21 protein-coding genes are annotated in these 24,782 nt (G+C 69.7%); 10 read left to right on the plus strand and 11 right to left on the minus strand.

What is annotated here, in order from left to right; all coding sequences use genetic code 11:
- Positions 1-74: 74 nt before the first annotated feature.
- Positions 75-2,519 carry a glycoside hydrolase family 3 protein gene (locus tag IF54_RS0127785; RefSeq protein ID WP_030323507.1) on the minus strand — a complete coding sequence of 815 codons (2,445 nt, stop codon included), beginning with the start codon at positions 2,517-2,519 and terminating at the stop codon, positions 75-77.
- A 103-nt stretch (positions 2,520-2,622) separates the two neighbouring features.
- Between IF54_RS0127785 and IF54_RS0127790 the strand changes: the two genes are divergently transcribed.
- Positions 2,623-3,201 (plus strand): TetR/AcrR family transcriptional regulator, encoded by a 579-nt coding sequence (locus IF54_RS0127790; RefSeq protein ID WP_030323508.1) that lies wholly within the window; start codon positions 2,623-2,625, stop codon positions 3,199-3,201.
- A 9-nt stretch (positions 3,202-3,210) separates the two neighbouring features.
- On the opposite strand, the gene IF54_RS0127795 is transcribed toward IF54_RS0127790, so the two are convergent.
- On the minus strand, positions 3,211-3,540 hold the full coding sequence (locus IF54_RS0127795) for a YrdB family protein (protein WP_030323511.1): 330 nt from the start codon (positions 3,538-3,540) through the stop codon (positions 3,211-3,213).
- Between the two features lie 128 nt (positions 3,541-3,668).
- Between IF54_RS0127795 and IF54_RS0127800 the strand changes: the two genes are divergently transcribed.
- Entirely contained in the window at positions 3,669-4,955 is a 1,287-nt protein-coding gene (locus IF54_RS0127800; RefSeq protein ID WP_051735564.1) for a pyroglutamyl peptidase, read from the plus strand.
- Here the strand turns inward: IF54_RS0127800 and IF54_RS0127805 are convergent.
- Positions 4,952-5,764 (minus strand): EI24 domain-containing protein, encoded by an 813-nt coding sequence (locus tag IF54_RS0127805; RefSeq protein ID WP_030323522.1) that lies wholly within the window; start codon positions 5,762-5,764, stop codon positions 4,952-4,954. The two genes, IF54_RS0127800 and IF54_RS0127805, sit on opposite strands and share 4 nt — an antisense overlap.
- A 260-nt stretch (positions 5,765-6,024) precedes the next feature.
- On the opposite strand from IF54_RS0127805, the gene IF54_RS0127810 reads away from it, so the two are divergent.
- On the plus strand, positions 6,025-7,179 hold the full coding sequence (locus IF54_RS0127810; protein ID WP_030323524.1) for an EstA family serine hydrolase: 1,155 nt from the start codon (positions 6,025-6,027) through the stop codon (positions 7,177-7,179).
- Positions 7,180-7,353: 174 nt separating this feature from the next.
- Here the strand turns inward: IF54_RS0127810 and IF54_RS0127815 are convergent, their stop codons facing one another.
- Positions 7,354-7,776 (minus strand): organic hydroperoxide resistance protein, encoded by a 423-nt coding sequence (locus IF54_RS0127815; protein ID WP_030323526.1) that lies wholly within the window; start codon positions 7,774-7,776, stop codon positions 7,354-7,356.
- Positions 7,777-7,872: 96 nt separating this feature from the next.
- Positions 7,873-8,871, minus strand: coding sequence for an NADP-dependent oxidoreductase (locus IF54_RS0127820; RefSeq protein WP_020136432.1), 999 nt, complete (start codon positions 8,869-8,871; stop codon positions 7,873-7,875).
- A 100-nt stretch (positions 8,872-8,971) separates the two neighbouring features.
- Between IF54_RS0127820 and IF54_RS0127825 the strand changes: the two genes are divergently transcribed.
- Positions 8,972-9,406, plus strand: coding sequence for a MarR family winged helix-turn-helix transcriptional regulator (locus IF54_RS0127825; RefSeq protein ID WP_030323529.1), 435 nt, complete (start codon positions 8,972-8,974; stop codon positions 9,404-9,406).
- Between the two features lie 203 nt (positions 9,407-9,609).
- Here the strand turns inward: IF54_RS0127825 and IF54_RS0127830 are convergent, their stop codons facing one another.
- The 6 genes from IF54_RS0127830 to IF54_RS0127855 all read right to left on the minus strand — a co-directional run bounded on the left by IF54_RS0127830 (position 9,610) and on the right by IF54_RS0127855 (position 17,026).
- Complete coding sequence (locus tag IF54_RS0127830; protein ID WP_030323531.1) at positions 9,610-10,914, minus strand: SCO2400 family protein; 1,305 nt, start codon at positions 10,912-10,914, stop codon at positions 9,610-9,612.
- Positions 10,915-11,074: 160 nt separating this feature from the next.
- Entirely contained in the window at positions 11,075-12,097 is a 1,023-nt protein-coding gene (gene yjfF, locus IF54_RS0127835; protein WP_030323532.1) for a galactofuranose ABC transporter, permease protein YjfF, read from the minus strand.
- Positions 12,097-13,173, minus strand: a complete 1,077-nt coding sequence (locus IF54_RS0127840; RefSeq protein ID WP_030323533.1) for an ABC transporter permease — start codon at positions 13,171-13,173, stop codon at positions 12,097-12,099. The genes yjfF and IF54_RS0127840 overlap by 1 nt, the downstream gene beginning before the upstream one ends.
- Entirely contained in the window at positions 13,170-14,708 is a 1,539-nt protein-coding gene (locus tag IF54_RS43985; RefSeq protein WP_030323534.1) for a sugar ABC transporter ATP-binding protein, read from the minus strand. The genes IF54_RS0127840 and IF54_RS43985 overlap by 4 nt, the downstream gene beginning before the upstream one ends.
- A 115-nt stretch (positions 14,709-14,823) precedes the next feature.
- A complete protein-coding gene (locus IF54_RS0127850; protein WP_030323535.1) occupies positions 14,824-15,828 on the minus strand; it encodes an ABC transporter substrate-binding protein in 1,005 nt (334 codons plus the stop codon).
- 154 nt (positions 15,829-15,982) lie between these two features.
- Positions 15,983-17,026, minus strand: a complete 1,044-nt coding sequence (locus tag IF54_RS0127855) for a LacI family DNA-binding transcriptional regulator (protein ID WP_030323537.1) — start codon at positions 17,024-17,026, stop codon at positions 15,983-15,985.
- 427 nt (positions 17,027-17,453) lie between these two features.
- On the opposite strand from IF54_RS0127855, the gene IF54_RS0127860 reads away from it, so the two are divergent.
- The 6 genes from IF54_RS0127860 (at position 17,454) to mmsB (ending at position 24,780) form a co-directional block, all read left to right on the plus strand.
- On the plus strand, positions 17,454-18,611 hold the full coding sequence (locus tag IF54_RS0127860; protein WP_030323539.1) for a mandelate racemase/muconate lactonizing enzyme family protein: 1,158 nt from the start codon (positions 17,454-17,456) through the stop codon (positions 18,609-18,611).
- A complete protein-coding gene (locus IF54_RS0127865; protein WP_030323542.1) occupies positions 18,608-19,612 on the plus strand; it encodes a zinc-dependent alcohol dehydrogenase in 1,005 nt (334 codons plus the stop codon). Before IF54_RS0127860 ends, IF54_RS0127865 begins: the two co-directional genes overlap by 4 nt.
- Before the next feature lie 108 nt (positions 19,613-19,720).
- Positions 19,721-20,692, plus strand: a complete 972-nt coding sequence (locus IF54_RS0127870) for a hypothetical protein (protein ID WP_030323544.1) — start codon at positions 19,721-19,723, stop codon at positions 20,690-20,692.
- 140 nt (positions 20,693-20,832) lie between these two features.
- On the plus strand, positions 20,833-21,939 hold the full coding sequence (gene chvE / locus IF54_RS0127875; protein WP_030323546.1) for a multiple monosaccharide ABC transporter substrate-binding protein: 1,107 nt from the start codon (positions 20,833-20,835) through the stop codon (positions 21,937-21,939).
- A gap of 49 nt (positions 21,940-21,988) precedes the next feature.
- Positions 21,989-23,539 carry a multiple monosaccharide ABC transporter ATP-binding protein gene (mmsA, locus tag IF54_RS0127880; RefSeq protein ID WP_030323548.1) on the plus strand — a complete coding sequence of 517 codons (1,551 nt, stop codon included), beginning with the start codon at positions 21,989-21,991 and terminating at the stop codon, positions 23,537-23,539.
- Positions 23,536-24,780, plus strand: a complete 1,245-nt coding sequence (mmsB, locus tag IF54_RS0127885) for a multiple monosaccharide ABC transporter permease (RefSeq protein WP_030323550.1) — start codon at positions 23,536-23,538, stop codon at positions 24,778-24,780. The genes mmsA and mmsB overlap by 4 nt, the downstream gene beginning before the upstream one ends.
- The last annotated feature ends 2 nt before the right edge of the window (positions 24,781-24,782 follow it).

The following is a 24,782-nucleotide window of genomic DNA, read 5'->3' on the forward strand; positions in this document are numbered from 1 at the left end:
GAGAGAGACGAGCCCCGGCCCAGGGGTCAGGTCCCGGGCCGGGGCTGCTTGTGCGGGGGCCGTGCCCCCTGATATCAGACGTTAATCGTCGCGGTGACCCGGCGGTCCTCGATCGAGCGTCCCACCTGGATCTCGTACGAACCCTTCACATAAGCCCACGACGAGGTCTTCTCGTCCCAGATCTCGAAGGCCCGGCGCGGGATCTCCACGGTGACCTCGACGCTCTCGCCGGGGCCGGCCTCGGCTCCCGCGAACCCGGCGAGCCTGCGGCCCGGGCGCTCGGCGTCGGGCTCGGGCGCCAGGTAGACCTGGACGACCTCGCGGCCCGCGCGGCTGCCGGAGTTGCGCAGCCGGACCCGCACGGTGGCGCCCTGGACCTCGACGGACTCGTAGGTCCAGTCGGTGTAGCCGAGGCCGTGGCCGAACGGGTAGGCCGGGGTGCGGCCCGTCTTCTCCCAGGCCGGGTAGCCGATGAAGACGCCTTCGTCGTAAGGGAGTTCTCCGTCCACCGGGGCGACCCGGGTGACCGGGGCGTCGGCCAGGGTGCCCCAGGTGGTGGGGAGGCGGCCACCGGGTTCGTGGGCGCCGGTGAGGACGTCGGCGAGGGCGGCGCCGCCCTCCTGGCCGGGGAACCAGCCGAGCAGGATCGCGGCGACGTCCGCGCGCCAGGGCAGCTCCACCGGGGAGCCGGAGTTCACGATCACGACGGTGTTCGGGTTGGCGGCGGCGACCGCGCGGACCAGGTCGTCCTGCCGGCCGGGCAGGGTGAGGTCCTTGCGGTCGTAGCCCTCGGACTCGACGCGGTCGGTGGTGGCGACCACGACGACGGCGGTGTCCGCGTGCCGGGCCGCCTCCACGGCCTCGGCGATCAGCTCGTCCGGGTCGCGCCGCGGGTCCCGGTGGGCGAGGGCGAACCCCACGACCTTCATGGGGAGGTCGTCGGGGAGGTCGACGACGTGGGTGAGGGAGACCTCGACCGGTTCGCCCGCGGTCAGTTCGACCTCGGCGCGGGGTTCTGGCGCGCCGAAGAAGGAGATGAACGGGTCGTCCTTGTCGGTGCTCTGGACGTCGTCGTAGTGGGTGGTGCCGTCGACGGCCAGCCTGAAGGCGCCGAGTCCCTTGATGCCGAAGGTGTGGGGGCCGGTCTCGCGCGGGGTGAAGGTGCCGGTCAGCTCGACGGTGTGGAGGCGGTCGTGGGTGACGCCCTCGGGGAGGTCCGAACCCATCCACTGGATCTGGCCGTTGGGCGCGGAGCGGGTGCCGAGGACGGTACCGGCCGCGTCCCGGCAGATCGCCCGGAGATCGAACCCCTTGTCGGCGACGGCGAGTTCGGTGTTCGGGTCGGCGCCGATGCGGTAGCTCACCGAGCCCTCGGGGAGGGCGGCGGTGAGGCCGTCGAGCGGGGAGACGATCCGGTCCGGGAAGACGGTGGCGGAGCCGCCGCCGAGGATGCGGGCGTCGCGGGCGGCGGCGCCGCTGAGGGCGACGGTGCCCGGCTTCAGCGGCAGCGCGCCCTGGTTGCGGACCAGCACGAAGGAGCGGCGGGCGATCTCGCGGGCCAGCGCCTCGCCGTCGACGGACGGGGGCAGTTCGGTGACCACGGGTTCGGCGCCGTCCAGGATGCCGACGCGGGCGGCGAGCCGCAGCACGTTGCGTACGGCGGTGTCGACCGTGCTCTCCGCGACCTCGCCGTTCCGTACGGCGCGGGCGAGGGGCTCGCCGTAGACGGTCGCCGGGCCGGGCATGGCGATGTCGAGGCCGCCCTCGATGGCGCCCTTCGTGGAGCGGGCGGCCATCCAGTCGGAGACGTTGCAGCCGTCGAAGCCCCATTCGCCGCGCAGGACTTCGTTGACGAGGTGGTGGTGCTCGGTCATCGTCGTGCCGTTGACCGTGTTGTAGGCGGTCATGATGCCCCAGGGGTGGGCGTGCTCCACGATGTGCTCGAAGGGCGCCAGGTACAGCTCGCGCAGCGCGCGTTCGGAGACCAGGTTGTTCACCGTGAAGCGGTCGGTCTCGGCGTCGTTGGCGACGAAGTGCTTGGCGGTGGTGCCGACGCCGCCCTCCTGGACGCCGGTGACGTAACCGGCGGCGATCCGTCCGGTGAGGTACGGGTCCTCGCTGTAGGCCTCGAAGTGGCGGCCGCCGAGCGGGGAGCGGTGGAGGTTCACGGTCGGGGCGAGCAGGACGTGCACCCCCTTGCGGCGGGCCTCCTGGGCGAGCAACCGGCCGGCCCTGCGCGCGAGTTCGGGGTCCCAGGCGGCGGCGAGGGCGGTCGGGGAGGGCAGGGCGATCGACGGGTCGTCGGCGCTCCAGCGGACACCGCGGACGCCGATCGGGCCGTCGGACATGACGAGGGAGGGCAGACCGATCTCCGGGAGCGCGGGCAGGGACCACATGTCCTGGCCGCCGAGGAGCCTGGCCTTGGCGTCGAGGTCCAGCCGGGTCAGAGCCGCCTCGACGGCCGCCTCACGGGCGTGGTCGGCGGGGGTGGTGGCCTGGTGTCCCTCGGGTGCCGCCATGACGGTGCCTCCTCGTTGAAGTCCGACCGGTCCTCCCATCGTGCATCGACTGCCTGGCGAGCGGTAGGTTTCGTTACCTTGCCGTTATTTCAGGCTCCCGATGATGTCGTACGGTGACGCCATGAACGCCAGGACCAGAAGCGAGGAGCGCCGGGCCGAGATCGTCCGGGCGGCCCTGGAGGTCATCGCCGAGCGCGGCTACCGGGGCGCGAGCCTGGCCGCGGTGGCCGAACGGGTCGGACTGACCCAGCAGGGGCTGCTGCACCACTTCCCGACGAAGGACGCCCTGCTGGTCGCGGTACTGGAGGAGCGGGACCGGTGGGAAGCGGTACCGGCCGGCAGCTGGCGGGTCGACCTGCTCACCTCGCTCGTCGAGTACAACGCGATGCGGCCCGGGATCATCCAGACCTTCTCTGCGCTGCTCGGCGAGAGCGTGACGGAGGGGCATCCGGCGCGGGAGTACTTCACCGAGCGCTACACCCGGGTGCGGGAGTCGATGGCGGTGGCGCTGCGCGCGGAGTACGGCGAGCGGCTCCCCAACGGCCTGACCCCGGAACGCGCCGCGCCGCTGCTGGTGGCCGTGATGGACGGCCTCCAGTACCAGTGGCTGCTGGACCCGGAGTCGGTGGACATGCCGGGGGCGTTCCGGGACTTCCTGCGACTGCTCGGCGAGGAATCCTGAATCCGCCTGCTACTGGCCCCACTTGACGGCCAGGGACTTGCTCACCACGACGAGCACGGCGAGGGCGAGCGCCCACACCGGGGCCCCGGCGGCGAGGAGGGCGAGTGCACCCGCCCCGAACCACAGAGCCTCGAAACCGACTCGGGCCGCGCCGTGCAGCGGGTGCCGTGCCTTCCGCGCCCCGAACTGCGCCCACAGCCCGATCAGCAGGGCGGGCGCGGCAAGGCCGAGCAGCCAGGCCAGGGGTGAGGCGACGTCCCGGGTGAAGCCCCAGTACGCGGCACCCGCCAGGGCGCCCAGCTCGACGAGGAAGAGAACGCCCAGGTTGGCTGCCTTCATGGCCGCAGTATCACCCGGCGGCCGGCACCGCCGCCACGCGCCCCATGGCGTAGACCACTTGGCGCAGGCGATACTGCCGTGGTCCCGCACCACTCGCGCCCCACAGCGACGGAAGGACCCGAACTCCCTTGACTTCCCTGCGCGTTCGGATCGGCATGCTCGGACTGGTCCTGCTGGCGGGACCGGTGGCCCCCACGACGGCCGTGGCGGCCGAGGCGGCGCCCTCGGTCACGGTGGAGGAGCAGCGCCTGGACAGGGCGGTGCCGCGGGAGATCCTGGAGCGGTCCGGGTTCGACGCGGTGACGCGGCACTTCACCCGGGCGCTCGGAGCGGCCCGCTCCTACACCGAGGCACGGAAGGTCGTCGTACGGGAGGGGGCCGGGCTGTGGCGGCGGGCCGTCGACCGGGCGCAGGGGCGGGGGCCGGCCGACGGGGATCTTAGCCGGGACGACGACCGGCCGCTGTACTGGGCGCGGTTGGGGATGACCCGGGACGTGCGCACCTGGGAGCCGTCGTTCGGGCTGACGGACGCACAACGCACGTCCCTGCTAGGCGAGTTGGAGCGGACCTCGCGGGGGCAGGACGCGGTGCGGTATCCGGCCGGTCGGCGGCTGAAGCGGGTGCTGCTCACCGGGTTCGACCCCTTCACGCTGGACCGGGACATACGGATCTCCAATCCGTCCGGGGCCACCGCGCTCGCGCTCGACGGGACGGTGATCGAGACGGCGAAGGGGCCGGCCCGGGTGGAGACCGTGGTGTTTCCCGTGCGCTGGCAGGACTTCACGGAACAGACGGTGGAGCGGGCGCTGCGGCCGTACCTGAGCAAGGTGGACCTCTTCACGACCGTGAGTCAGGGGCGGGTCGGGCGGTTCGACGTGGAGCGGACCAACGGGGCCTGGCGGGGCGGGTTCCCGGACAACGAGAACATCGGGGTGACGGGGACGGTTCCGGTCGGCGATCCGGCCTCGCAGCCGCAGTGGACGACGACCACGCTGCCGTACCAGGCGATCGTGGACGCGGACACCGGGCGGTTCCCCGTCTACGACAACACGAGCGTGACCGAGATCCCGGCGGGAGGGACCGAGGCGGTCGTCCGTCCCGACGGGCCGACCGAGGGGTCCACCGCGCGGGCCGGGGGCGGGGGGAACTACCTCTCCAACGAGATCGCCTACCGGGCCACGCTGCTGCGGGACCGGCTGGGGCTCCACGACGTGCTGCCGGGCGGGCATGTGCACACGCCTGTGCTGGAGTTCGGGGCGGGGAACACCGATCCGGCGACGGGGGCGGTGACGGATCCGGGGTTCGTGCAGAACCGGGTGGACATCATCGCGCAGGTCCGGGCGATCGTGGCGGTGGCGCTGGGGGCGCAGGAGACGCCCGGGGGCCGGAAGACCGACGCAGACCCGACGGACTAGGAGCCTGGAAGCGGCTCCTCCACGCGCTCCCCGTCCTCCTCGTCCTCCGCGTTCCCGTCCCTCGTCTCCTCCCCCAGCAGTTCCCGGGCCATCAGCGTCGCGCCCGCCACGGCTCCCGGCATCAGGAAGACCGCGACGAAGGGGACCAGGAAGGACAGGCCCAGGGGGGTGCCGAAGCCCCAGACGAGGGCCTTGCGGGAGCGGAGGAGGGCGAGGCGGGCCCGGAGGTCGATGCCGCGGCGCTGGAGGGCCACCGCCGTCAGTTCCTCGGTGAGGAAGAAGCCCGTGACGAAGAAGCCGAGCACGGGGACCACCGTCTGCCCGGCCACGGGAATGAATCCGAGGGCGAAGAGGAGGACGGCCCACAGCCCTGCCCGGATCAGGATGCGCAGGCTGTCCCGCGCGGAGATCCAGAGCTCACGCCAGAGCGGGAGGCCGGACTCGGGGGCGGTGCCGTCCGGAGAGACGTCCCGGTCGACCTTCTCGGAGAGGTTCTCGTAGAAGGGCTGGCCGATAAGGAGGGTGACGGCCGTGAAGGTCAGGACCGCGAGGAGCAGCGCCAGGGCGAACAGGAGCACCGCGAGGAAGCCGCGGAACAGGCCCTGCCACGGGCTGGACCAGCGGTCGGCGAAGGGAGTCGCCCAGGACACCATGTCCTCGCCCCAGGTCGCCAGGGACACCAGGGCGCCCACGTAGAGCACCAGGGTGATCAGGCCCGGGATCAGCCCGAAGCCGTACTGCTTGCCGTGCCGGGCCACCCATCGCTGGCCCTTCAGGAGATAGTGGAAGCCCGCCCCGAGATCACGCATGGCCAGAACCCTATCGGGTGTCCGTTCGTACGCGTGCCCCGTCCGGGCGTCAGGGAATGCGCCATCCGGGGCATCCGCGCCACCGACTCCCCCGCGCTGCTGTTGAGTCGAAGAGGTACATCTCGCCGTACCGATCTCAGGAAGCTCCGCAGGAGGTACGCGTGCACATCACGGGCCAGGGGTGTGCGTGGAGCGGTCGTACGCCTCCGGGAACCCGCTGGACGGCGCACGCGAGCCGCGGCTGAAGTTGAGGAGAGCGGATGACGCAGGAGATCCACGGCACCGTCGCGGACGGCTTCGAGGCGGTGCGTGAGGAGTTCGCCGCCTTCGTCGCCGGGGAACGGCCCGACTACGAAGGGCAGTTGTGCGCCCATGTGCACGGCAGGCGGGTCGTCGACCTGTGGGCGGGACCGGACGTCCGGCCCGACTCCCTCTACGGCGTGTTCTCGTCGACCAAGGGCGCCGCGCATCTGGTGGTGGCCCTCCTCGTCCAGGAGGGCACGCTGGAGCTGGACCGCAAAGTCACCTACTACTGGCCGGAGTTCGGGGCCGAGGGCAAGGGCCAGCTGACCCTGCGCGACCTGCTGGCGCACCGGGCCGGAGTGGTGGGCATCGACGGCGGATTCAGCGCGCAGGAACTGGCGGACGACCGGGCGATGGCGGAACGGCTCGCGGACCAGAAGCCGTTCTGGCGCCCCGGCACGGCCTTCGGCTACCACGCGTACGTCATCGGCGCGCTCACCGGAGAGATCGTGCGGCGGGCGACCGGCCGCACCCTCCAGGAGGTGTACGAGGAGCGGATCCGGGCGCCTTACGGGCTGGACTTCCACCTGGGGCTGCCCGCGTCCCTGGAGCCGCGGTTCCGTTCCGTGCAGCCGATGCTGCCGACTCCCGAGCAGCAGGCCCTGCTCGACGCGATGCCGACGGGGCCGCACACCCTGACCGGGATCGCCTCCAACCTCCAGGCGGCGGAACCGACGGAGCTGCTGGACCATGCCAACTCCCGTGCCGTGCGCGCGAAGGGGCCGGCGTCGGCGGGCGGAGTGGCGGCGGCGCGGGGTCTGGCCGGGATGTACGCGGCGGCGATCAGCGAGATCGCGGACCGTCCGCCGCTGCTGAAGCCGGACACCGTCGCGGAGGTGGGGCAGATCCACTCCATCGGCTACGACCTGGTCGCCCGCGCCCACCGGTCCTTCGGCCTCGGCTTCCAGGCCACGGCCGACATGACCCATCCGTTCCTGGGCGCCGGCGCCTTCGGGCACAGCGGCGCCGGCGGCTCGCAGGCCTTCGCCGATCCCCGCAGCGGCCTGGCCTACGGCTACACCCGCCGCCGGATGACGTTCCCGGGAGGGGCGGCGCCGGAGAACCAGCGGCTCGTCAGAGCCGTGCACCGGGCGGCCCTGGCGGCCGTATGACAGCAGGGGCGGCCGCCATGTGCGTGGCGGCTCCGGCGGCTTCGGCCGCTCCGGTCGCTCCGGTCGCTCCGGTCGCTCCGGTCGCTCCGGTCGCTCCGGTCGTATGGCAGAAGCGCGGGCGGCCGCCCCACGTCCAGGGGTGCCGCCCACGCCTGGTAGGCCCAACGAGCCTCGTCAGGTGAGGGTCACGGAGATGTTCCCGCGGGTCGCCTTCGAGTACGGGCAGACCTGGTGGGCCTTCTCCAGGAGGGCGCGGGCCGTGGCCGGATCGGTGTTCGGGATGGTCGCCGAGATCTCGACGATCAGTCCGAAACCGTCGGCGTTCCGGCCGATGCCGACCTTCGCGGTGACCGTCGAGCCGGAGACGTCGGCCTTCTCCTGACGGGCGACGACACCGAGGGCGCCCTGGAAGCAGGCGCTGTATCCGGCGGCGAACAGCTGCTCGGGGTTGGTGCCGTCGCCGCTGCCGCCCATCTCCATGGGCGGGTTCACGATGACGTCGAGCCTGCCGTCCGCGGTGGCGACCCGGCCGTCGCGGCCGTTCTCGGCGGTGGCGACGGCGGTGTACAGGACGTCGGACTGCTGGATTTCCGGCATGCGGGTGTCTTCCTCCTCGGTCCACCGCGACTCGCGCCCACGATCGACGGCGGGATTCGGAAAGAAGTTACCGCATGCCGGAAGTCCAGCACAGGGTCACAGCTTGACGATCATCTTTCCGGTGTTGTCGCCGCGCAGGACCCCGAGGAACGCCTCCAGGTTGTTCTCGATGCCCTCGACGACCGTCTCGCGGTACTTCAGCTGCCCGGAGGCCACCCACGGGCCGACCTCGGAGACGAACTGGGGCTGGAGGTCGTAGTGGTCGCCGACCAGGAAGCCCTCGATACGGCCACGGGTCTGGATCAGCCGGGCGAGGTTGCGCGGGCCGGGGGCCGGCTCGGTGTTGTTGTAGACCGAGATCATCCCGCAGATCGCGATCCGGCCACCCTGGTTCAGGGAGCCGATGGCGGCCTCGAGGTGGTCGCCGCCGACGTTGTCGAAGTAGACGTCGACGCCGTCCGGGGCCGCCTCGCGCAGCTGGTCGCTGACCTTGCCGTTCTTGTAGTTGAAGGCCGCGTCGAAGCCGTACTCCTCGACGAGCAGCTTGACCTTCTCGTCCGAGCCGGCCGAGCCGATGACCCGGGAGGCACCCTTGAGCTTGGCGATCTGGCCGACCTGGCTGCCGACGGCACCCGCGGCGCCGGAGACGAAGACCGAGTCGCCCTCCTTGAAGGACGCGGTGCGCAGCAGTCCGGCATAGGCGGTGAGGCCGGTCATGCCGAGCACACCGAGGTAGGTGGACAGGGGCGCGGCGTCGGCGTCGACCTTCACGGCCTGCTTGGCGTCGAAGGTGGCGTACTCGCGCCAGCCGTTGAAGTGCAGGACGTGGTCGCCGACGGCGACACCCTCGGCGTTCGAGGCGACGACCTCGCCGACCGCGCCGCCCTGCATGACCTTGTTCAGCTCGAAGGGGGCCGCGTACGACTTCGCGGCGCTCATGCGGCCGCGCATGTACGGGTCGACGGAGAGGTACTTGTTCCGCACCAGGACCTGACCCTCGCCGGGCTGCCGGACCTCCGCCTCGACCAGGGCGAAGTCCTCGGGCTTGGGCCAGCCGACGGGACGGCTGAGCAGGTGCCATTCGCGGTTGATCATGACAGAGCCTTTCGAGAATCACTGCGATTTACTTCAGTACCTGAAACAACCATGCCTCTGGATATTTCAGGTTGTCAAGTAAAGAGGTACTGTGGTGGGCATGCCCACACCTCACAAGACCCGGCCGGATCCACTGACCATGGAAGTCGTGGAACTCATCGGCGATGTGGTGGCCCGCTTCTACTCGGACTACGAGGACGCGGCCGCGGAACACGCCCTCACCGGGGCGCAGGCGCGACTGTTGAGTCTGCTGTCCCTTGAACCGCTGCCCATGCGCAAGCTGGCGCAAAAACTGAAATGTGAGCCGTCCAACGTCACCGGGATCGTGGACCGGCTGGAGGCGCGTGGGCTGGTGGAGCGGCGGCCCGATCCGGCGGACCGGCGGGTCAAGGTGGCGGCGGCGACGGAGGAAGGGGTGCGGGTGGCCCGGTCGCTGCGGGAAGGGCTGCGGTTCGCGCGGGAGCCGCTTACGGGGTTGTCCCAGGAGGAGCGGGAGTCGTTGCGGGATCTGTTGCGGCGGATGCGGGACGCGTAGGGGGTTTCGCGAGTGCCGGGTGCTGTGCGTTGCCGGGTGCGGGTGCGTAGTGGCTGGTCGCGCACGCGGCGGAGCCGCATATCGGTACAGCCCCGCGCCCCTGAGTGGGTACGGCCCAGGCCGGTTGGAGCCGCACCCCCCTAGGGGCGCGGGGAACTGCGCGACCAACCCCCACCGGGCCGCGGACGCATGACGGCCCAGGGCTAGGTGCACCACCAGAGGAAGCGGTCGCACTGTGTGGGGGACGGGGTCGGGCTCGGGGCCGTCGTCGTGGGGGTGGCCGTGGGGGCAGAGCCGCCGTTCGTCGCCGTGGCCGTCGCCCTGGGGGTCGAGGCGCCCGGACGCGTGGTGGTCGTCGGCCGGGGGTCGGGGCTCTTGCTCGCGTTCTCGCTCTCGGACGCGGAAGCGGAGGGGGATGCGGAGGCGGACGACGAGGGGGACGCCGAAGCGGCGGCTCCGCCGGAGTCGGTGGCCTTCGACGTCGCTTCGCTCGCGTCCGGGGACGCGCCGCCCTCGGCCGAACCGTCGCCCACCGCCGCCGGCTTCGGGGAGGAACCCGGGGCGTCCATGCCGAGCTCGGCGAGGCTCAGACCGCCGGCCGCGAGCACGAAGCCGGCGGCTATCAGCAGGGTCCTGCGGCGACGCCGGCGGTGGGCGGCGGCTTTGCGGTCCCGACGGCTGGCTCCGCCGGCGGAATCGTCGCCGTCCTCGTCGGAGTCGTCCTCGCCGTGACTGTCCTGGTCGGCGTCCTCGGGGTGGCGGGGGCGGTCGTGGCCGTCCGCGCGCCCCGCGTACTCGGCGCCCACGCCCTCTGCACCCGCGTCCTCGGCACCTCGGCCCCGCGCGCGCCGCCGGGAGGCCCGTCCCTCGGCCGGGCTGCCGTCCGCGGCGGCGGTCTCGGCACCGGCGCCTGGCGGGTCGGTCTGCGAGTCGGGGCTCAGTCCGGGACCGGCGCCGGGACCCGGGTCGAAGCCGAGACCCGAGCCCGAGCCGAACCCGGAGTCGACGCCGGGACCCGGACCCTGGTCGACACCCGGACCGACACCAGAGCCCGTGCCGGAACCGGAGTCGAGGGGGAAGCCGGAGCCGGAGTCCGCACCCGCACCCGCAGCCGCAGCCGCAAGCGCCGGGGCGTGCCCCGCGCTCGACTCGGCGCCCGCGGAATCGTTCGGGTAGGGGACGTCGCCGTGGCCGGCTCCGCCGTACGCCGAGCCGGCCGGCACCGCCCCGACCGCCCCGCCGTACGGAGCCTCGGACGCCGCATGCCCCGCCGTGCCGTATCCCCCGCCGCCGTGTCCGCCCACGGGCGCGGTCGTGTCGTACGGGCCCTGGACGCCGTACCCGCTCTCGGCACCCGCCGCGTACAGCCCCGCCATGCCCCCGTGGGAACCGAACGTGCTCGGGTCGTACGGCGCACGTGCCGTGCCGAGGGCTTCGATCGGAGTGCCGCACCCCGGGCAGGCGAGGGCGCCGTTGAGGTGCCGTCGGCACGGGTCGCAGTAGTCCATGACGCGGGAAGGCTAAGGGCCCCGGGAGCAGGATTCCCGAGGACTTGTGTGAAGGTTGTGTGCGGACCGACGACTTCGGCGCGACGGATTGCGGATGATCCGCCCCATCGCGCCGAAACCGCCTCGCGAAGATCGCCGCGGTGAGCGACGTCTCGTCGTCTCAGGTCGCCTTGCGGGCCGTCATGGCCCGCTGGACCAGGATGAACGCGCAGAGCAGCACTCCGGTGGCGATCTTCGTCCACCAGGAGCTGAGGGTGCCCTCGAACTGGATGATGCTCTTGATCAGGCCGAGCACGAGGACGCCGAAGACGGTTCCGAGGACATAGCCGGAGCCACCGGTGAGCAGGGTGCCGCCGATGACGACCGCGGCGATCGCGTCGAGTTCCATGCCCACGGCGTGCAACGGGTCACCGGACTGGATGTAGAGCATGAAGAGGAGGCCGGCGAGCGCGGAGCAGAAGCCGCTCATCGTGTAGACCGCGATCTTCGTGCCGCCCAGCGGGAGTCCCATCAGCAGGGCCGACTGCTCGTTGCCGCCGATGGCGTACACCCGGCGCCCGAAGCGTGTGTAGTGCAGGACGTAGAAGGCGACGCCCAGGACCACCAGGGCCACGACGGCACCGATCGACAGGTCTCCCACGCCGAGCGGTATCCGTGTCTCGGCCAGGCTGCTCACGGCCGAGTCGCTGATGGCGATCGACTCCTTGCTGATGACCAGGCACAGGCCGCGGAAGAGGAAGAGTCCGGCGAGCGTCACGATGAACGGCTGGATCTCGAAGTTGTGGATCACGTAGCCCATGAGGAAGCCGCCGAAGGCGCCGACGCTCAGGGAGATGGGCACGACGAGCAGCAGGGGCAGCCCCACGTCCTGCACCAGCCAGGCGGTGAGCATGGTGGTGAAGCCGATCACGGAACCCACGGACAGGTCGATTCCGCCGGACATGATGACGAAGGTCGCACCGACGGCGGCGACCAGCAGATAGCTGTTGTCGATGAACAGGTTGAGGAACACCTGCGGTTCGCCGAAGCCGTAGTTCTGGTAGCGGCTGAGGCCTGCGACGTACATCACGAGGAACAGGCCGGCCGTGACCAGGACGGGCAGCCGCCGGTCGCCCAGCAGGCGCGCGGACCGGGACGTGGTCCGGCTCTCCGGTGTCGTGGGGGTCCGGGTGGTCGCACTCATCACGACACCTCCATCTTGGGAGCGTCCTCGGCCACCGCGGCGGGCTCGGCCGGGGCGGCGGATTTCGCGCGGGCGCCGAAGACCTTGGCGCGGAACTTCGGGGACTGGAGCAGGCAGACGACGATGACCACGGCGGCCTTGAAGACCAGGTTGGTCTGGGTGGGCACGCCGATGGTGTAGATCGTGGTGGTCAGGGTCTGGATGACGAGGGCCCCGATCACCGTGCCGCCGATGGAGAAGCGGCCGCCGAGCAGCGAGGTGCCGCCGATGACCACGGCGAGGATCGCGTCGAGCTCGATCCACAGACCGGCGTTGTTGCCGTCCGCGGCCGAGGTGTTGGAGCTGATCATCAGGCCCGCGATACCGGCGCACACGGCGCAGAACACGTACACCATGATCTTGATACGGCGGGACCTGATGCCGACCAGGCGGCTGGCCTCGGCGTTGCCGCCGACCGCCTCGACGAGCAGGCCGAGGGCCGTACGGCGGGTCAGCACCACGGTGACGGCCACGACGGCGGCCACCACGAAGATGGAGAAGGGCAGGGTCAGCCAGTAGCCGCCGCCGATCAGCTGGTACGGGTCGCTGTTGACGGTGATGATCTGGCCGTCGGTGATCAGCTGGGCCACGCCCCGGCCGGCGACCATGATGATGAGGGTCGCGATGATGGGCTGAATGCCCATCCGGGCGACCAGGAAGCCGTTCCACAGGCCGCACACGACCGCCGCCACCAGGCCGAGACCCATCGCCAGCAACACGCCGGACAGGGCGTTCTGGTCAGCCTGGTGGCTGAGGTACGAGCAGGTCAGGGCCCCGGTGATGGCGACCACGGCGCCGACCGACAGGTCGATGCCGCCGGTGGCGATGACCAGGGTCATGCCGACCGCCACCAGGATGAGGGGCGAACCGAACAGCACGATCGAGACGAGGCTGCCGTAGAGGTGGCCGTTCGTCATGTGGATCGCGAAGAAGTCGGGCGTGAAGGGGACGTTGACGAGCAGCAGGGCGACCAGGACCGCTACCGGCCAGAAGAGGTGATGGCGCGTCAGTGCTCGCCAGCGGGAGGGGGTGGTCACTGGTGTTCTCCGCTCGCGATGGTCTCGAGGATCTTGCTGGTGGTGATCTCGGGCCCGTTGGTGAGCTGCGCCACCAGCTTGCGGTCGCGCAGCACTCCGATCGTGTGGCTGAGCCGGAGCACTTCCTCCAGTTCGGCCGCGATGTACAGCACGGACATGCCGTCCTCGGAGAGGGAGACCACCAGCTTCTGGATCTCCGTCTTGGCGCCGATGTCGATGCCGCGGGTCGGCTCGTCCAGGATCAGCAGTTTCGGCTGGGTGATCAGCCAGCGGGCGAGCAGCACCTTCTGCTGGTTTCCGCCGCTCAGCTGCCCTACGCGGGCTTCGGGGTTGGCGGGGCGGATGTCGAGGGCCTTGATGTACTTGGCGACGAGTTCGTCGCGCTGCGAGGCCGGGATGGGCCGGGTCCAGCCGCGGGCCGCCTGGAGCGCGAGGATGATGTTCTCCCGCACGGTGAGATCGGGGACCAGGCCCTCGGTCTTGCGGTTCTCCGAGCAGAACGCGATTCCGGCGCCGATGGCGTCGTTCGGGGCGCTCATCGAGACCGCTTCTCCGCCGACGGTCAGCTTGCCGCTGTCCGGCTGGTCGGCGCCGAAAAGCAGCCGGGCCAGTTCGGTTCGGCCGGAGCCCAGCAGGCCGGCGAGACCGACCACCTCGCCCTTCTTGATCTCCAGGTCGAAGGGGGCGACACCGCCGGTCCTGCCGAGGCCCTCCGCCTTCAGCAGCGGCTCACCGACGTCCGCGTGCAGCTGCTGGTCGTGGAGTTCCTCCAGCTGGTCCAGTGCCTTGCCGATCATGAGCTCGATCAGCCCGACCTGGTCGAGGTCGCGGACCATGTGCTCGCCGACCAGGGCGCCGTTGCGCAGGACGGTCATCCGGTCGCAGACCTCGTAGATCTGGTCCAGGAAGTGCGACACGAACAGGATCGCGACGCCCTCGTCCCTCAACTGCCGCATCAGACGGAACAGTTCGAGGACCTCGTCGCGGTCGAGGCTGGACGTCGGCTCGTCCAGGACCAGCACCTTGGTGCCGGAGCCCTCTCCGTCGCTGTCGCCGGTGCCCACCGACCGCACGATCGCGACCAGTTGCTGCACGGCCAGCGGGTAGGCGGACAGGGGCGCGGTGACGTCGATGTCGAGTCCGAGGCGGTCGACGAGCTTCGCCGCCTCGCTGCGCATGCGCTTCCACTGGATGCGGCCCGCGCGGGTGGGTTCGCGTCCGATGAAGATGTTCTCCGCGACCGACAGGTTGGGGCAGAGGTTGACCTCCTGGTAGACCGTGCTGATGCCGGCCTGCTGCGCCTGAAGCGGGCTGCCGATCCGTACGGGCTTCCCGTCCAGGGTGATGGTGCCGCCGTCCAGGGTGTGGACCCCGGTCAACACTTTGATCAGAGTGGACTTCCCGGCACCGTTCTCGCCCATCAGGGCGTGGATCTCGCCGGGGAAGAGCCGGAAGTCGACGCCCGACAGAGCCCTTACCCCCGGAAACTCTTTGACTATGCCCGTCATCTCCAGGACGGGCTGCGGCTCTGCCATGGCAGCGCTCCTCGTGGAATCGGCTCAGGCCCACTGCGGGCCGGGCCCGCAGGGAGCCCGCCGGACCGAGGTGTTCTCGGCCGGCCCCTGGCTCCCTGCCGGTGGGTGCGGTCGGTCAGTACTTGCGGGTCGGGAGTGCGGCCTTGGCCTGGTCCTGCATGAAGTCGCCCTCCTTGGTCTTGATCCAGCGCTCGACCGAGCCGCCGTCGTGGACCGTCTTCACGACCTCCATCAGCTGGGGGCCGAGCAGCGGGTTGCACTCGACGATGGCGTTGATCTTGCCCTCGGACATCGCGATGAAGCCGTCCTTCACACCGTCGATCGAGACGATGAGGATGTCCTTGCCGGGCTTCTTGCCGGCGGCCTCGATGGACTGGATGGCGCCGATGGCCATGTCGTCGTTGTGCGCGAAGAGGACGTTGATGTCCGGGTTGGACTGGAGGAAGGCCGCCATGACCTGCTTGCCGCCGGCGCGGGTGAAGTCACCGGTCTGGCTGACGACGATCTTCCAGTCGTCCTTGTGGTCGGCGTCCATGACCTCCTTGAAGCCCTTGGCGCGCTCGATCGCGGGTGCGGCGCCGGTGGTGCCCTCCAGCTGGGCGATCTTCACCGGGCCCTTGACGCCGGCCTTGGCCAGCACCTTCTCCAGGATCTTGCCGGCGCGGCGGCCCTCGTCGGTGAAGTCGGAGCCGACCAGGGTGACGTAGAGGGAGTCGTCGGAGGTCTCCACGGAGCGGTCGGTGAGGACCACCGGGATCTTCGCCGCCTTGGCCTCCTTGAGCACCGCGTCCCAGCCGGTGACGACCACCGGGGAGAAGGCGATGACGTCCACCTTCTGGGCTATGTAGCTGCGGATGGCGGAGATCTGGTTCTCCTGCTTCTGCTGGGCGTCGGAGAACTTCAGGTTGTACCCCGCCTCCTTGGCGGCCTCCTTCACCGAGGTGGTGTTGGCGCTGCGCCAGCCGCTCTCGGAGCCGACCTGGGAGAAGCCGAGGGTGATCGCCTTGCTGCCACCGGACGAGGTGCCGGTGGAGCCCTTGTCCTCCTTGGCGCAGGCAGCCAGGGCGCCCGTGGCCGCCACGCCGATCGCGGCGGTGAGGAAGTTTCTCCTGTTGAGCATGTTTCTTCTCCTTTGAAGAGCCGGCCCGGGACCGGACCGTTGGTCCTCGACGGACCCTGGTGCGAGGGGCGGACGCTCACTCATGTCCACCCCATCGATCATCATTCGAAATACCGATCACACTGATGTGCGAATGAGATCGGCTGGTGCCGTGTCAGCCGGGGTCTCCCGGCTGGGGCGAGTGCGGAAACGTACTGGCGCGGACGACGAGTTGGGGTTCGATCCGGACCCCCTGGACCCCGGAGGGAGACCGGCCCTCGATCAGGTCCAGCAGCAGGGAGATGCTCCGCTTGCCGACCTCCGCGAAATCCTGCCGGACGGTGGTCAGCGGCGGAGCGAAGAACTCCGATTCCGGGATGTCGTCGAAGCCGACCACCGCGACGTCCTGGGGAGTGCGCACCCCCGCTTCCCGCAGCGCCCGCAACACTCCCAGTGCCATCTGGTCGTTGGCGACGAAGACGGCGGTCAGCCCACGGCCCACCCAGCCGGCCAGTTCCTGGCCCGCCCGGTAGCCCGACAGCGGACTCCAGTCGCCATGCAGCGGGGCCGGCGGCTCGATGCCCGCTGCCTCGAGAGTGGTCCGCCAGCCGACGGTCCGGTCGACCGCCTCCTGCCAGTCCTCGGGTCCGGCGAGATGCCAGACCGTCGCGTGGCCGGCGGCCAGCAGGTGACCGGTGGCCAGCCGGGCGCCCAGATGCTGGTCCACGTTGACGCTCGGGATCTGCGCGCCGGACCCGGTCCCGACGGCCACCACGGGGTAGGGGCGCCGGAGTTCGGCCAGGGCATCGGCGGCCGACCGCTGCGGGGCGAGGACGATCACGCCTTCCACTCCGCCCTCGCCGAGGTGGTCAAGGGCTTCGGAGAGCGTGTCCACGACCAGCTTGCGCAGATTGACCGTCGAGACGGTGTACCCCTCGGCCCGCGCCGCCTCCTCCAGCGCGAACAGCGTGCTGGCCGGGCCGTAGAGGGTGGTGTTGGACGCGACCACACCCAGCGTCCGGGTGCGTCGGGTGACCAGGGCCCGTGCGGAGGAGTTGCGGCGGTAGCCCATCTCCTCGATCGCCCGCAGGACCTTGGCGCGGGTCTCCTTGCGCACGTTGGGGTGATCCGCGAGAACGCGGGAGACGGTCTGGTGGGACACCCCTGCCACGCGGGCCACGTCCGCCATGGTGGGCGGCCGGAGCTGCAAGTGCCGCATGGTCGCACCTCCCTGGTGATCGTCGGCCGTCATGGCCTGCGGTGTGGACGGACGTGGGCGTGCCGCCGAGGTCACGTCGGAATTCCGGACATTTCCAAGTGAACTGCTGGTGAAGCCAGTTGGAGAACTGCCGACACGACGCTCAACCCCCCTCAGCCGTCGCTCGTTGATGCGGAGGTTATTGTGAGCGCTAACAATTCACGGCGGTCAAGGGGGCTGCGGCCGGAAGTCGTCACGGTTGCGTAACGCGACCTACACACAACGACCCCAGGACGGGCCGGTCCCGCACGGCCGTAGCATCGGTCAAGTGGGACGTTCGACCGGCCGGAGCATTGACACTCCCCCTACACCGTCCTTACGGTCGAGCCAGCATTTCGAACATGATCCGAAATCTCGAACGGTCCGAAAGTCTTAGGGAGTGGCTGACGTGCGTATCACGGGACTCAGTACGCATGTGGTCGGAACGCCATGGCGCAACCTCACGTACGTGCAGGTGCACACGGACGAAGGCGTCACCGGCGTCGGTGAGACCCGGATGCTGGGCCGCACCGACGCGCTGATCGGCTACCTGAGGGAGGCCGAGCGCAATCACATTCTCGGCTCCGACCCGTTCGCTGTCGAGGACCTCGTCAAGAGGATGAAGTACGGCGACTTCGGCCGCGCCGGCGAGATCGTGATGTCCGGAATCGCCGTGATCGAGATGGCCTGCTGGGACATCAAGGGCAAGGCCCTCGGGGTGCCGGTCTGGCAGCTTCTGGGCGGCAAGGTCACCGACAGGGTCAAGGCGTACGCCAACGGCTGGTACACGACGGAGCGCACGCCCGAGGCGTACCACAAGGCCGCCCTCGGTGTGATGGAGCGCGGGTACAAGGCGCTCAAGATCGACCCCTTCGGCACCGGCCACTTCGAGCTGGATCACGAGCAGAGCCTGTACGCCGTCTCCCTGATCGAGGCCGTACGGGACGCCATCGGCCCGGACGCCGAGCTGATGCTGGAGATGCACGGCCGCTTCTCGCCGTCCACGGCGGTCCGGCTGGCCAAGGACCTCGCCCCGTTCAAGCCGGCCTGGCTGGAGGAGCCCGTTCCGCCGGAGAACCTGAAGGCGCTGGAGAAGGTCGCCGCCAAGGTCGACATCCCGGTGGCGACCGGTGAGCGGATCCACGACCGCATCGAGTTCCGCGAGCTCTTCGAGAGCCAGGCCGTGGACATCATCCAGCCCGACGTCGGCCACCTCGGCGGCATCTGGGAGACCCGGAAGCTGGCCGCCACCGCCGAGACCCACTACGTGCTGATCGCCCCGCACAACGTCGGCGGCTCGGTGCTGACCGCCGCCTCCCTCCAGGTCGGCTTCAGCACGCCGAACTTCAAGGTCCTGGAGCACTTCAACGACTTCGCCGACGCGGAGATCAAGAAGGTCGTCAAGGGCGCCCCGCAGGTCGTGGACGGCTACTTCCACCTCTCCGACGCCCCCGGTCTCGGTGTCGAGCTGGACGTGGACGCGGCCGCCGAGTTCCCGCAGCAGCAGGCGCGTTTCGACCTGTGGGCCGAGGGCTGGGAGCAGCGCAGGCCGAAGGGCACCCAGTGAGCTGTCAGGTCGTCGTCGAGGCGCCCGGCGAGCACCGGCTGGAGGAGCACACGCTTCGTGAGCCCCTGGCCGGCGAGGCGCTGGTGCGCGTCCACGCCGTGGGGATCTGCGGCAGCGACCGCGAGGTGTACCAGGGCAACCGGCCCGAGGGGTACGTCCGTTACCCCCTGATCCCCGGCCATGAGTGGTCCGGGACGGTCGAGGCGGTGGGTGCGGGGGTGCCTTCGACTCTCGTCGGCCGCAAGGTCGTCGGGGAGGGCTTCCGCAACTGCCAGGTGTGCGCGCGCTGTCACGCGGGCGAGACAACGTTGTGCACGGCGGGGTACGAGGAGACCGGGTTCACCCAGCCGGGTGCGATGGCCCCCACCCTCACGCTGCCCGCGCGTCTGCTCCATGTCCTGGCCGACAGCGCCGATCTCACCGCCGCGGCGCTCCTGGAGCCGGCCGCCTGTGTCGCGGCCGCCCTGCTCAAGATGAAGCCGGTGCCCGGCGAGCGGGTGGCCGTGGTGGGGGCCGGAACGCTCGGGATGTTCGCCGTTCAGTTCCTGAGGGCGAGCTCGCCCGCCGAGCTGCTCATGGTGGGCACCCGGCCGGACCGGGCAGGGCTCTCGAAGGCTTTCGGCGCCGACGACTTCCGCACGCGGAACCAGGAACTACCCGGTGACTTCGACATGGTCGTCGAGACCGCCGGGTCCGCCTCCGCCGCGCGCATGGCGACCTCCTTGCTGCGGCGCGGCGGACGCCTGGTCCTGACGGGCATCCCGGCGCCGGGCGCGCTGGGCCTGGACCCGACGGACCTGGTCGTACGGCAGCTGGAGGTGCACGCCGTCTTCGGGGCTCCGCCGTCCGCCTGGGCGCACGCGGTGCGGGTCTTCGGCGCCGGCGTGTTCGACCCTCTGCCGCTGATCACGCACGAACTGCCGCTGCACGCCTTCCCGGAGGCGATCGAACTGGTCGGGTCCGGTGATCCGATGGTCGGAAAGGTGCTGCTCCGCCCCTAGACGTACGTCGGTACGGGGTGACCTGACCACCCCGTACCGACGTACCCCAAGCCCCGCACGATCCGAGCCGCGAACCTTGTCCGAAATCTCGAACGCGAAGGACAGCACGTGACGACCGACGCTTCCGCCCCGGAGGCCCGCAGACCCGGTGAGCCGGCGCTCACCGCGCTCGGCCTCGGCGCGCCCGCCCCGGATCCCGCGGACGCCTCGCCGCACTCGTTCCCCGGCGGCGGCCGCTGGCGTACCGAGATCCCCTCGTGCGAGGGCCCGGAAGCGCTGGCCGTGGTCCTGAAGGAGGCCTCGCGGCTCGACGTGCCCATCCACCGGATCAGTCAGGGCAGCGGTGTGTGGATGCTGACGGACGCCGAGATCACCGAAATGGTCGAGGGGACGAACGAACGGGACATCGAGCTCTGCCTGTTCACCGGTCCGCGCGGCACCTGGGACATCGGCGGCTCGGTGCGCAGCGACTCGCGCGGCGGGGGCATGCGGGCGCGCGGGCACGACGCCGTGGCCGGCTGCGTCGAAGACGCCCTGCGAGCAACGGAGTTGGGCGTCAGATGCCTGCTCGTGGCCGACGAGGGCGTGCTGTGGACACTGCACCGGGCACGCACCGCCGGCCTCATCCCGAACGACACCACCCTGAAGCTGAGCGCGCTGGTCGGGCCGGTGAATCCGGCGGCGTTCGCGGTCTACGAGAACCTGGGCGCCGACTCCATCAACGTGCCCAGCGACCTGACGCTCGGTCACCTCACCGAGATCCGGCGGGTGTCGGCCGCTCCGATGGACATGTACATCGAGGCACCCGACGACCTCGGCGGTTATGTGCGCATGTACGAGGTCGCCGAACTGATCCGGCGCGGCGCACCGCTGTACCTCAAGTTCGGCCTGTCCAAGGCCCCGGGGATCTACCCGTACGGCCACCACCTGCGCGATCTCGCCCTCAGTACGGCCCGGGAACGGGTCCGTCGGGGGCGGCTCGCCCTGGATCTGCTCGCCCGGCACGGAGCGGACGGCGACATGGCGCCGCCCGGTTCCCGAATGCCGGGCGTGCTGAAGCGTTTTGACACACCCTCATAACGGTTCTGACCAAGCCCCTTCACAGAACCGGACGTAGTCCCACAGAATCCCACACGCCTCTTCCTCGGTCGGAACCCGCACCTCCTGCCGGAAACCCGAACCACCAGACCGAGCCCGTCCCGACATCAAGGATGATGATCATGCGTACTCGCCGTGCCGCACTCGCCGCCATAGCCGGCGCCGCCTCTCTCGCCCTGACCCTCTCCGCCTGCGGCCAGAACAGCGAGGGCGGCAGCAAGGAGTCGTCCGGAAGCGCCAAGGGCGGCACCATCGGCATCGCGATGCCGACCAAGTCCTCCGAGCGCTGGATCGCCGACGGCAACAACGTCGTCAAGGAGCTCAAGGCCAAGGGCTACAAGACCAAGCTGGTCTACGGCGAGGACGACCCCGACCAGCAGGTCTCACAGATCGAGAACCTGATCACGCAGGGCGTCAAGGGCCTGGTCATCGCGGCCATCGACAACAAGTCGCTCAACAACGTGCTCCAGCAGGCCAAGGACGCCAAGATCCCGGTCATCGCCTACGACCGTCTGATCCTCGGCACGCCGAACGTCGACTACTACGCCTCCTTCGACAACGAGAAGGTCGGCCGGCTCCAGGCCAGCTACATCGTCGACAAGCTGGGCCTGAAGAGCGGCAAGGGCCCCTTCAACATCGAGCTGTTCGCCGGCTCCAACGACGACAACAACACCAAGTACTTCTTCGGTGGCGCGATGAGCGTGCTCCAGCCGTACATCGACAGCAAGAAGCTCGTGGTCAAGTCCGGCCAGACCAAGCTCACCCAGGTCACCACGCTGCGCTGGGACGGCGCCACCGCCCAGAAGCGCATGGAGGACATCCTCACCTCGACCTACACCAGCGGCAAGGTCGACGCGGTCCTGTCGCCGTACGACGGCATCTCCATCGGCATCATCGCCGCGCTGAAGTCGGACGGCTACGGCAAGGGCAGCAAGCCGCTCCCGGTCATCACCGGCCAGGACGCCGAGCTCGCCTCGGTTAAGTCGATCATCGCGGGCCAGCAGACGCAGACGGTCTACAAGGACATCCGCAAGCTCGCCAAGGTCGCCGCGAACATGGTGGACGACGTCCTCAACGGCAAGAAGCCCGAGGTCAACGACACCAAGACGTACGACAACGGCACCAAGGTCGTCCCGGCCTACCTGCTCCAGCCGGTGAGCGTCGACAAGTCCAACTACACCAAGGAACTGGTCGACACGGGCTTCTACAAGGCCAGCGACCTCAACTAGTCGCTACCTCCCTGTCGGCCCCATCCCCCACTGATTGAAAGGCACGACCATGGCGGGACCCGTCCTGGAAATGCGCTCGATCGTCAAGACCTTTCCCGGCGTCAAAGCGCTGTCGGACGTCACTCTGACCGTCCGGCAGGGCGAGGTCCATGCCATCTGCGGTGAGAACGGCGCCGGGAAGTCCACCTTGATGAAGGTGCTCTCCGGCGTCCATCCGCACGGCACGTACGAGGGCGACATCCTCTTCGAGGGAGAGATCGTCTCGTTCAAGGACATCCGGGCGAGCGAGCAGCACGGCATCGTGATCATCCATCAGGAACTGGCCCTGGTGCCGTTCCTGTCGATCGCGGAGAACATCTTCCTCGGCAACGAACACGCCTCGGGCGGGTTCATCAACTGGAACGAGACGCTGAAGCACGCCACCGAGCTGCTGCGCCGGGTGGGTCTGAACGACCACCCGGAGACCCGGATCGCCGACATCGGCGTGGGCAAGCAGCAGCTGGTGGAGATCGCCAAGGCGCTCTCCAAGAAGGTGAAGCTGCTCATCCTCGACGAGCCGACCGCGGCTCTGAACGACGAGGACAGCGGCAAACTCCTGGATCTCATCCTGGAGTTGAAGAAGCAGGGCATCACCTCGATCATCATCTCCCACAAGCTCAACGAGATCCGCCGGGTCGCCGACTCGGTGACGATCATCCGCGACGGGAAGTCGATCGAGACCCTGGACGTGAAGGCCCCGGAGACCACCGAGGACCGGATCATCTCGGGCATGGTGGGCCGCGACCTGGACCACCGCTTCCCCGACCGCACGCCGTACGAGGGCGAGGTGGACGCGGCCCCGGCGCTCGAGATCCGCAACTGGACCGTGCACCACCCGATCGACCAGCAGCGCAAGGTGGTCGACGACGTGTCGATCCATGTGCGCCGCGGCGAGATCGTCGGCATCGCGGGCCTGATGGGCGCGGGGCGCACCGAGCTCGCGATGAGCGTGTTCGGGCGTGCCTACGGCCGGCACGCGGGCGGCCAGGTCTTCAAGGACGGCAAGGAGATCCGTACCAAGACCGTCTCCGAGACGGTCGGGCACGGCATCGCCTATGTCACCGAGGACCGCAAGCACTACGGCCTCAACCTTATCGACGACATCAACCGCAACATCTCGCTGACCGCCCTGCACAAGGTGGCCAAGCGCGGAATCGTCGACGAGCACGAGGAGCGCAAGGTCTCCGAGCGGTTCCGCAAGTCCATGAACATCAAGGCGCCGACGGTCTTCGAAACGGTCGGCAGGCTGTCCGGCGGCAACCAGCAGAAGGTCGTCCTCAGCAAGTGGATCTTCGCGGGTCCCGAGGTGCTGATCCTGGACGAGCCCACCCGCGGTATCGACGTGGGCGCCAAGTACGAGATCTACACGGTCATCGACCAGCTGGCCGCCGAGGGCAAGGCGGTCGTCTTCATCTCCTCCGAGCTGCCGGAGCTGCTCGGCATGTGCGACCGCATCTACACCATGGCCGCCGGACGGCTCACGGGTGAGGTCCCGCGCGCCGAGGCCACGCAGGAAGTGCTGATGCGCCAGATGACGAAGGACAAAGAGGTAACGCGATGAGCACCGATGTGACGAAGGTTCCGGCCGCGGTGCCGCCCGGCAAGGGCGGGGGGTCGTCCTCCGACGAGGGCCTGCTCCAGCTGATGGTCGGCGGACTGCGCCGCAACATGCGGCAGTACGGCATGCTGATCGCGCTCGGCCTGATCGTCGCCCTGTTCGCGGTGTGGACCGACGGCGATCTGCTGCTGCCGCGCAACGTCTCCAACCTGGTGCTCCAGAACAGCTACATCCTGATCCTCGCGATCGGCATGATGCTGGTGATCATCGCGGGACACATCGACCTGTCGGTCGGTTCGCTGACCGCGTTCGTGGGCGCCTTCGCGGCCGTGCTGACCGTGCAGCACGACGTGCCCTGGCCCCTCGCGCTGGTGCTGACCCTGGTGGTGGGCGCGGTCGCGGGCTCGGTGCAGGGCTATCTGATCGCGTATCTCGGCATACCGTCGTTCATCGTCACCCTGGCGGGCATGCTGCTCTTCCGCGGTCTGACGGAGATCCTGCTGGAGGGCCAGACCCTCGGCCCCTTCCCGGACGGACTCCAGAAGCTCGGCAACGGCTTCCTGCCCGAGGTCGGCCCGAACACCAACTACCACAACCTCACCCTGCTGCTCGGCTTCGCGCTGCTGGCCTTCGTGATCTACCAGGAGGTCCGCGACCGCAAGCGCCAGCAGGAGTTCGCGCTGGACGTGCTGCCCAGGAACGCCTTCCTGCTCAAGCTCGTCGCGATCGCCGCGGCGATCCTCGCGGTCACGATGCTGCTCGCCAGCTACCAGGGCGCGCCGATCATCCTGATCGTCCTGGGCGCGCTGGTGGTCGGTTACGGCTATGTCATGCGCAACGCGGTCTTCGGCCGGCACATCTACGCGATCGGCGGCAACCTGCCGGCCGCGAAGCTGTCCGGCGTCAAGGACAAGAAGGTCACCTTCCTCGTCTTCCTGAACATGGGCGTGCTCGCGGCCCTGGCGGGTCTGGTGGTCGCCGCCCGTCTGAACGCGGCCTCCCCGAAGGCGGGCCTGAACTTCGAACTCGAGGCCATCGCCTCGTCGTTCATCGGTGGCGCGTCCATGAGCGGCGGTGTGGGCACCGTCCTCGGCGCGATCATCGGCGGTCTCGTCCTCGGTGTGCTGAACAACGGCATGAACCTCCTGAGCGTCGGCACCGACTGGCAGCAGGTCATCAAGGGCCTCGCCCTGCTGGCCGCCGTCGGCTTCGACGTGTGGAACAAGCGCAAGTCCGGTTCGTAGAC

This window comes from Streptomyces sp. NRRL B-3229 (genome assembly GCF_000719505.1).
Lineage (GTDB): Bacteria > Actinomycetota > Actinomycetes > Streptomycetales > Streptomycetaceae > Streptomyces > Streptomyces griseorubiginosus.

Excerpts from the sequence above, each read along its gene's own strand:
- IF54_RS0127785 (WP_030323507.1), bottom strand. The coding sequence starts at position 2,519 with ATGGCGGCACCCGAGGGACACCAGGCCACCACCCCCGCCGACCACGCC.
- IF54_RS0127790 (WP_030323508.1), top strand. The coding sequence starts at position 2,623 with ATGTCGTACGGTGACGCCATGAACGCCAGGACCAGAAGCGAGGAGCGC.
- IF54_RS0127795 (WP_030323511.1), bottom strand. The coding sequence starts at position 3,540 with ATGAAGGCAGCCAACCTGGGCGTTCTCTTCCTCGTCGAGCTGGGCGCC.
- IF54_RS0127805 (WP_030323522.1), bottom strand. The coding sequence starts at position 5,764 with ATGCGTGATCTCGGGGCGGGCTTCCACTATCTCCTGAAGGGCCAGCGA.
- IF54_RS0127810 (WP_030323524.1), top strand. The coding sequence starts at position 6,025 with ATGACGCAGGAGATCCACGGCACCGTCGCGGACGGCTTCGAGGCGGTG.
- IF54_RS0127815 (WP_030323526.1), bottom strand. The coding sequence starts at position 7,776 with ATGCCGGAAATCCAGCAGTCCGACGTCCTGTACACCGCCGTCGCCACC.
- IF54_RS0127820 (WP_020136432.1), bottom strand. The coding sequence starts at position 8,871 with ATGATCAACCGCGAATGGCACCTGCTCAGCCGTCCCGTCGGCTGGCCC.
- IF54_RS0127825 (WP_030323529.1), top strand. The coding sequence starts at position 8,972 with ATGCCCACACCTCACAAGACCCGGCCGGATCCACTGACCATGGAAGTC.
- IF54_RS0127830 (WP_030323531.1), bottom strand. The coding sequence starts at position 10,914 with ATGGACTACTGCGACCCGTGCCGACGGCACCTCAACGGCGCCCTCGCC.
- yjfF (WP_030323532.1), bottom strand. The coding sequence starts at position 12,097 with ATGAGTGCGACCACCCGGACCCCCACGACACCGGAGAGCCGGACCACG.
- IF54_RS43985 (WP_030323534.1), bottom strand. The coding sequence starts at position 14,708 with ATGGCAGAGCCGCAGCCCGTCCTGGAGATGACGGGCATAGTCAAAGAG.
- IF54_RS0127850 (WP_030323535.1), bottom strand. The coding sequence starts at position 15,828 with ATGCTCAACAGGAGAAACTTCCTCACCGCCGCGATCGGCGTGGCGGCC.
- IF54_RS0127855 (WP_030323537.1), bottom strand. The coding sequence starts at position 17,026 with ATGCGGCACTTGCAGCTCCGGCCGCCCACCATGGCGGACGTGGCCCGC.
- chvE (WP_030323546.1), top strand. The coding sequence starts at position 20,833 with ATGCGTACTCGCCGTGCCGCACTCGCCGCCATAGCCGGCGCCGCCTCT.
- mmsA (WP_030323548.1), top strand. The coding sequence starts at position 21,989 with ATGGCGGGACCCGTCCTGGAAATGCGCTCGATCGTCAAGACCTTTCCC.
- mmsB (WP_030323550.1), top strand. The coding sequence starts at position 23,536 with ATGAGCACCGATGTGACGAAGGTTCCGGCCGCGGTGCCGCCCGGCAAG.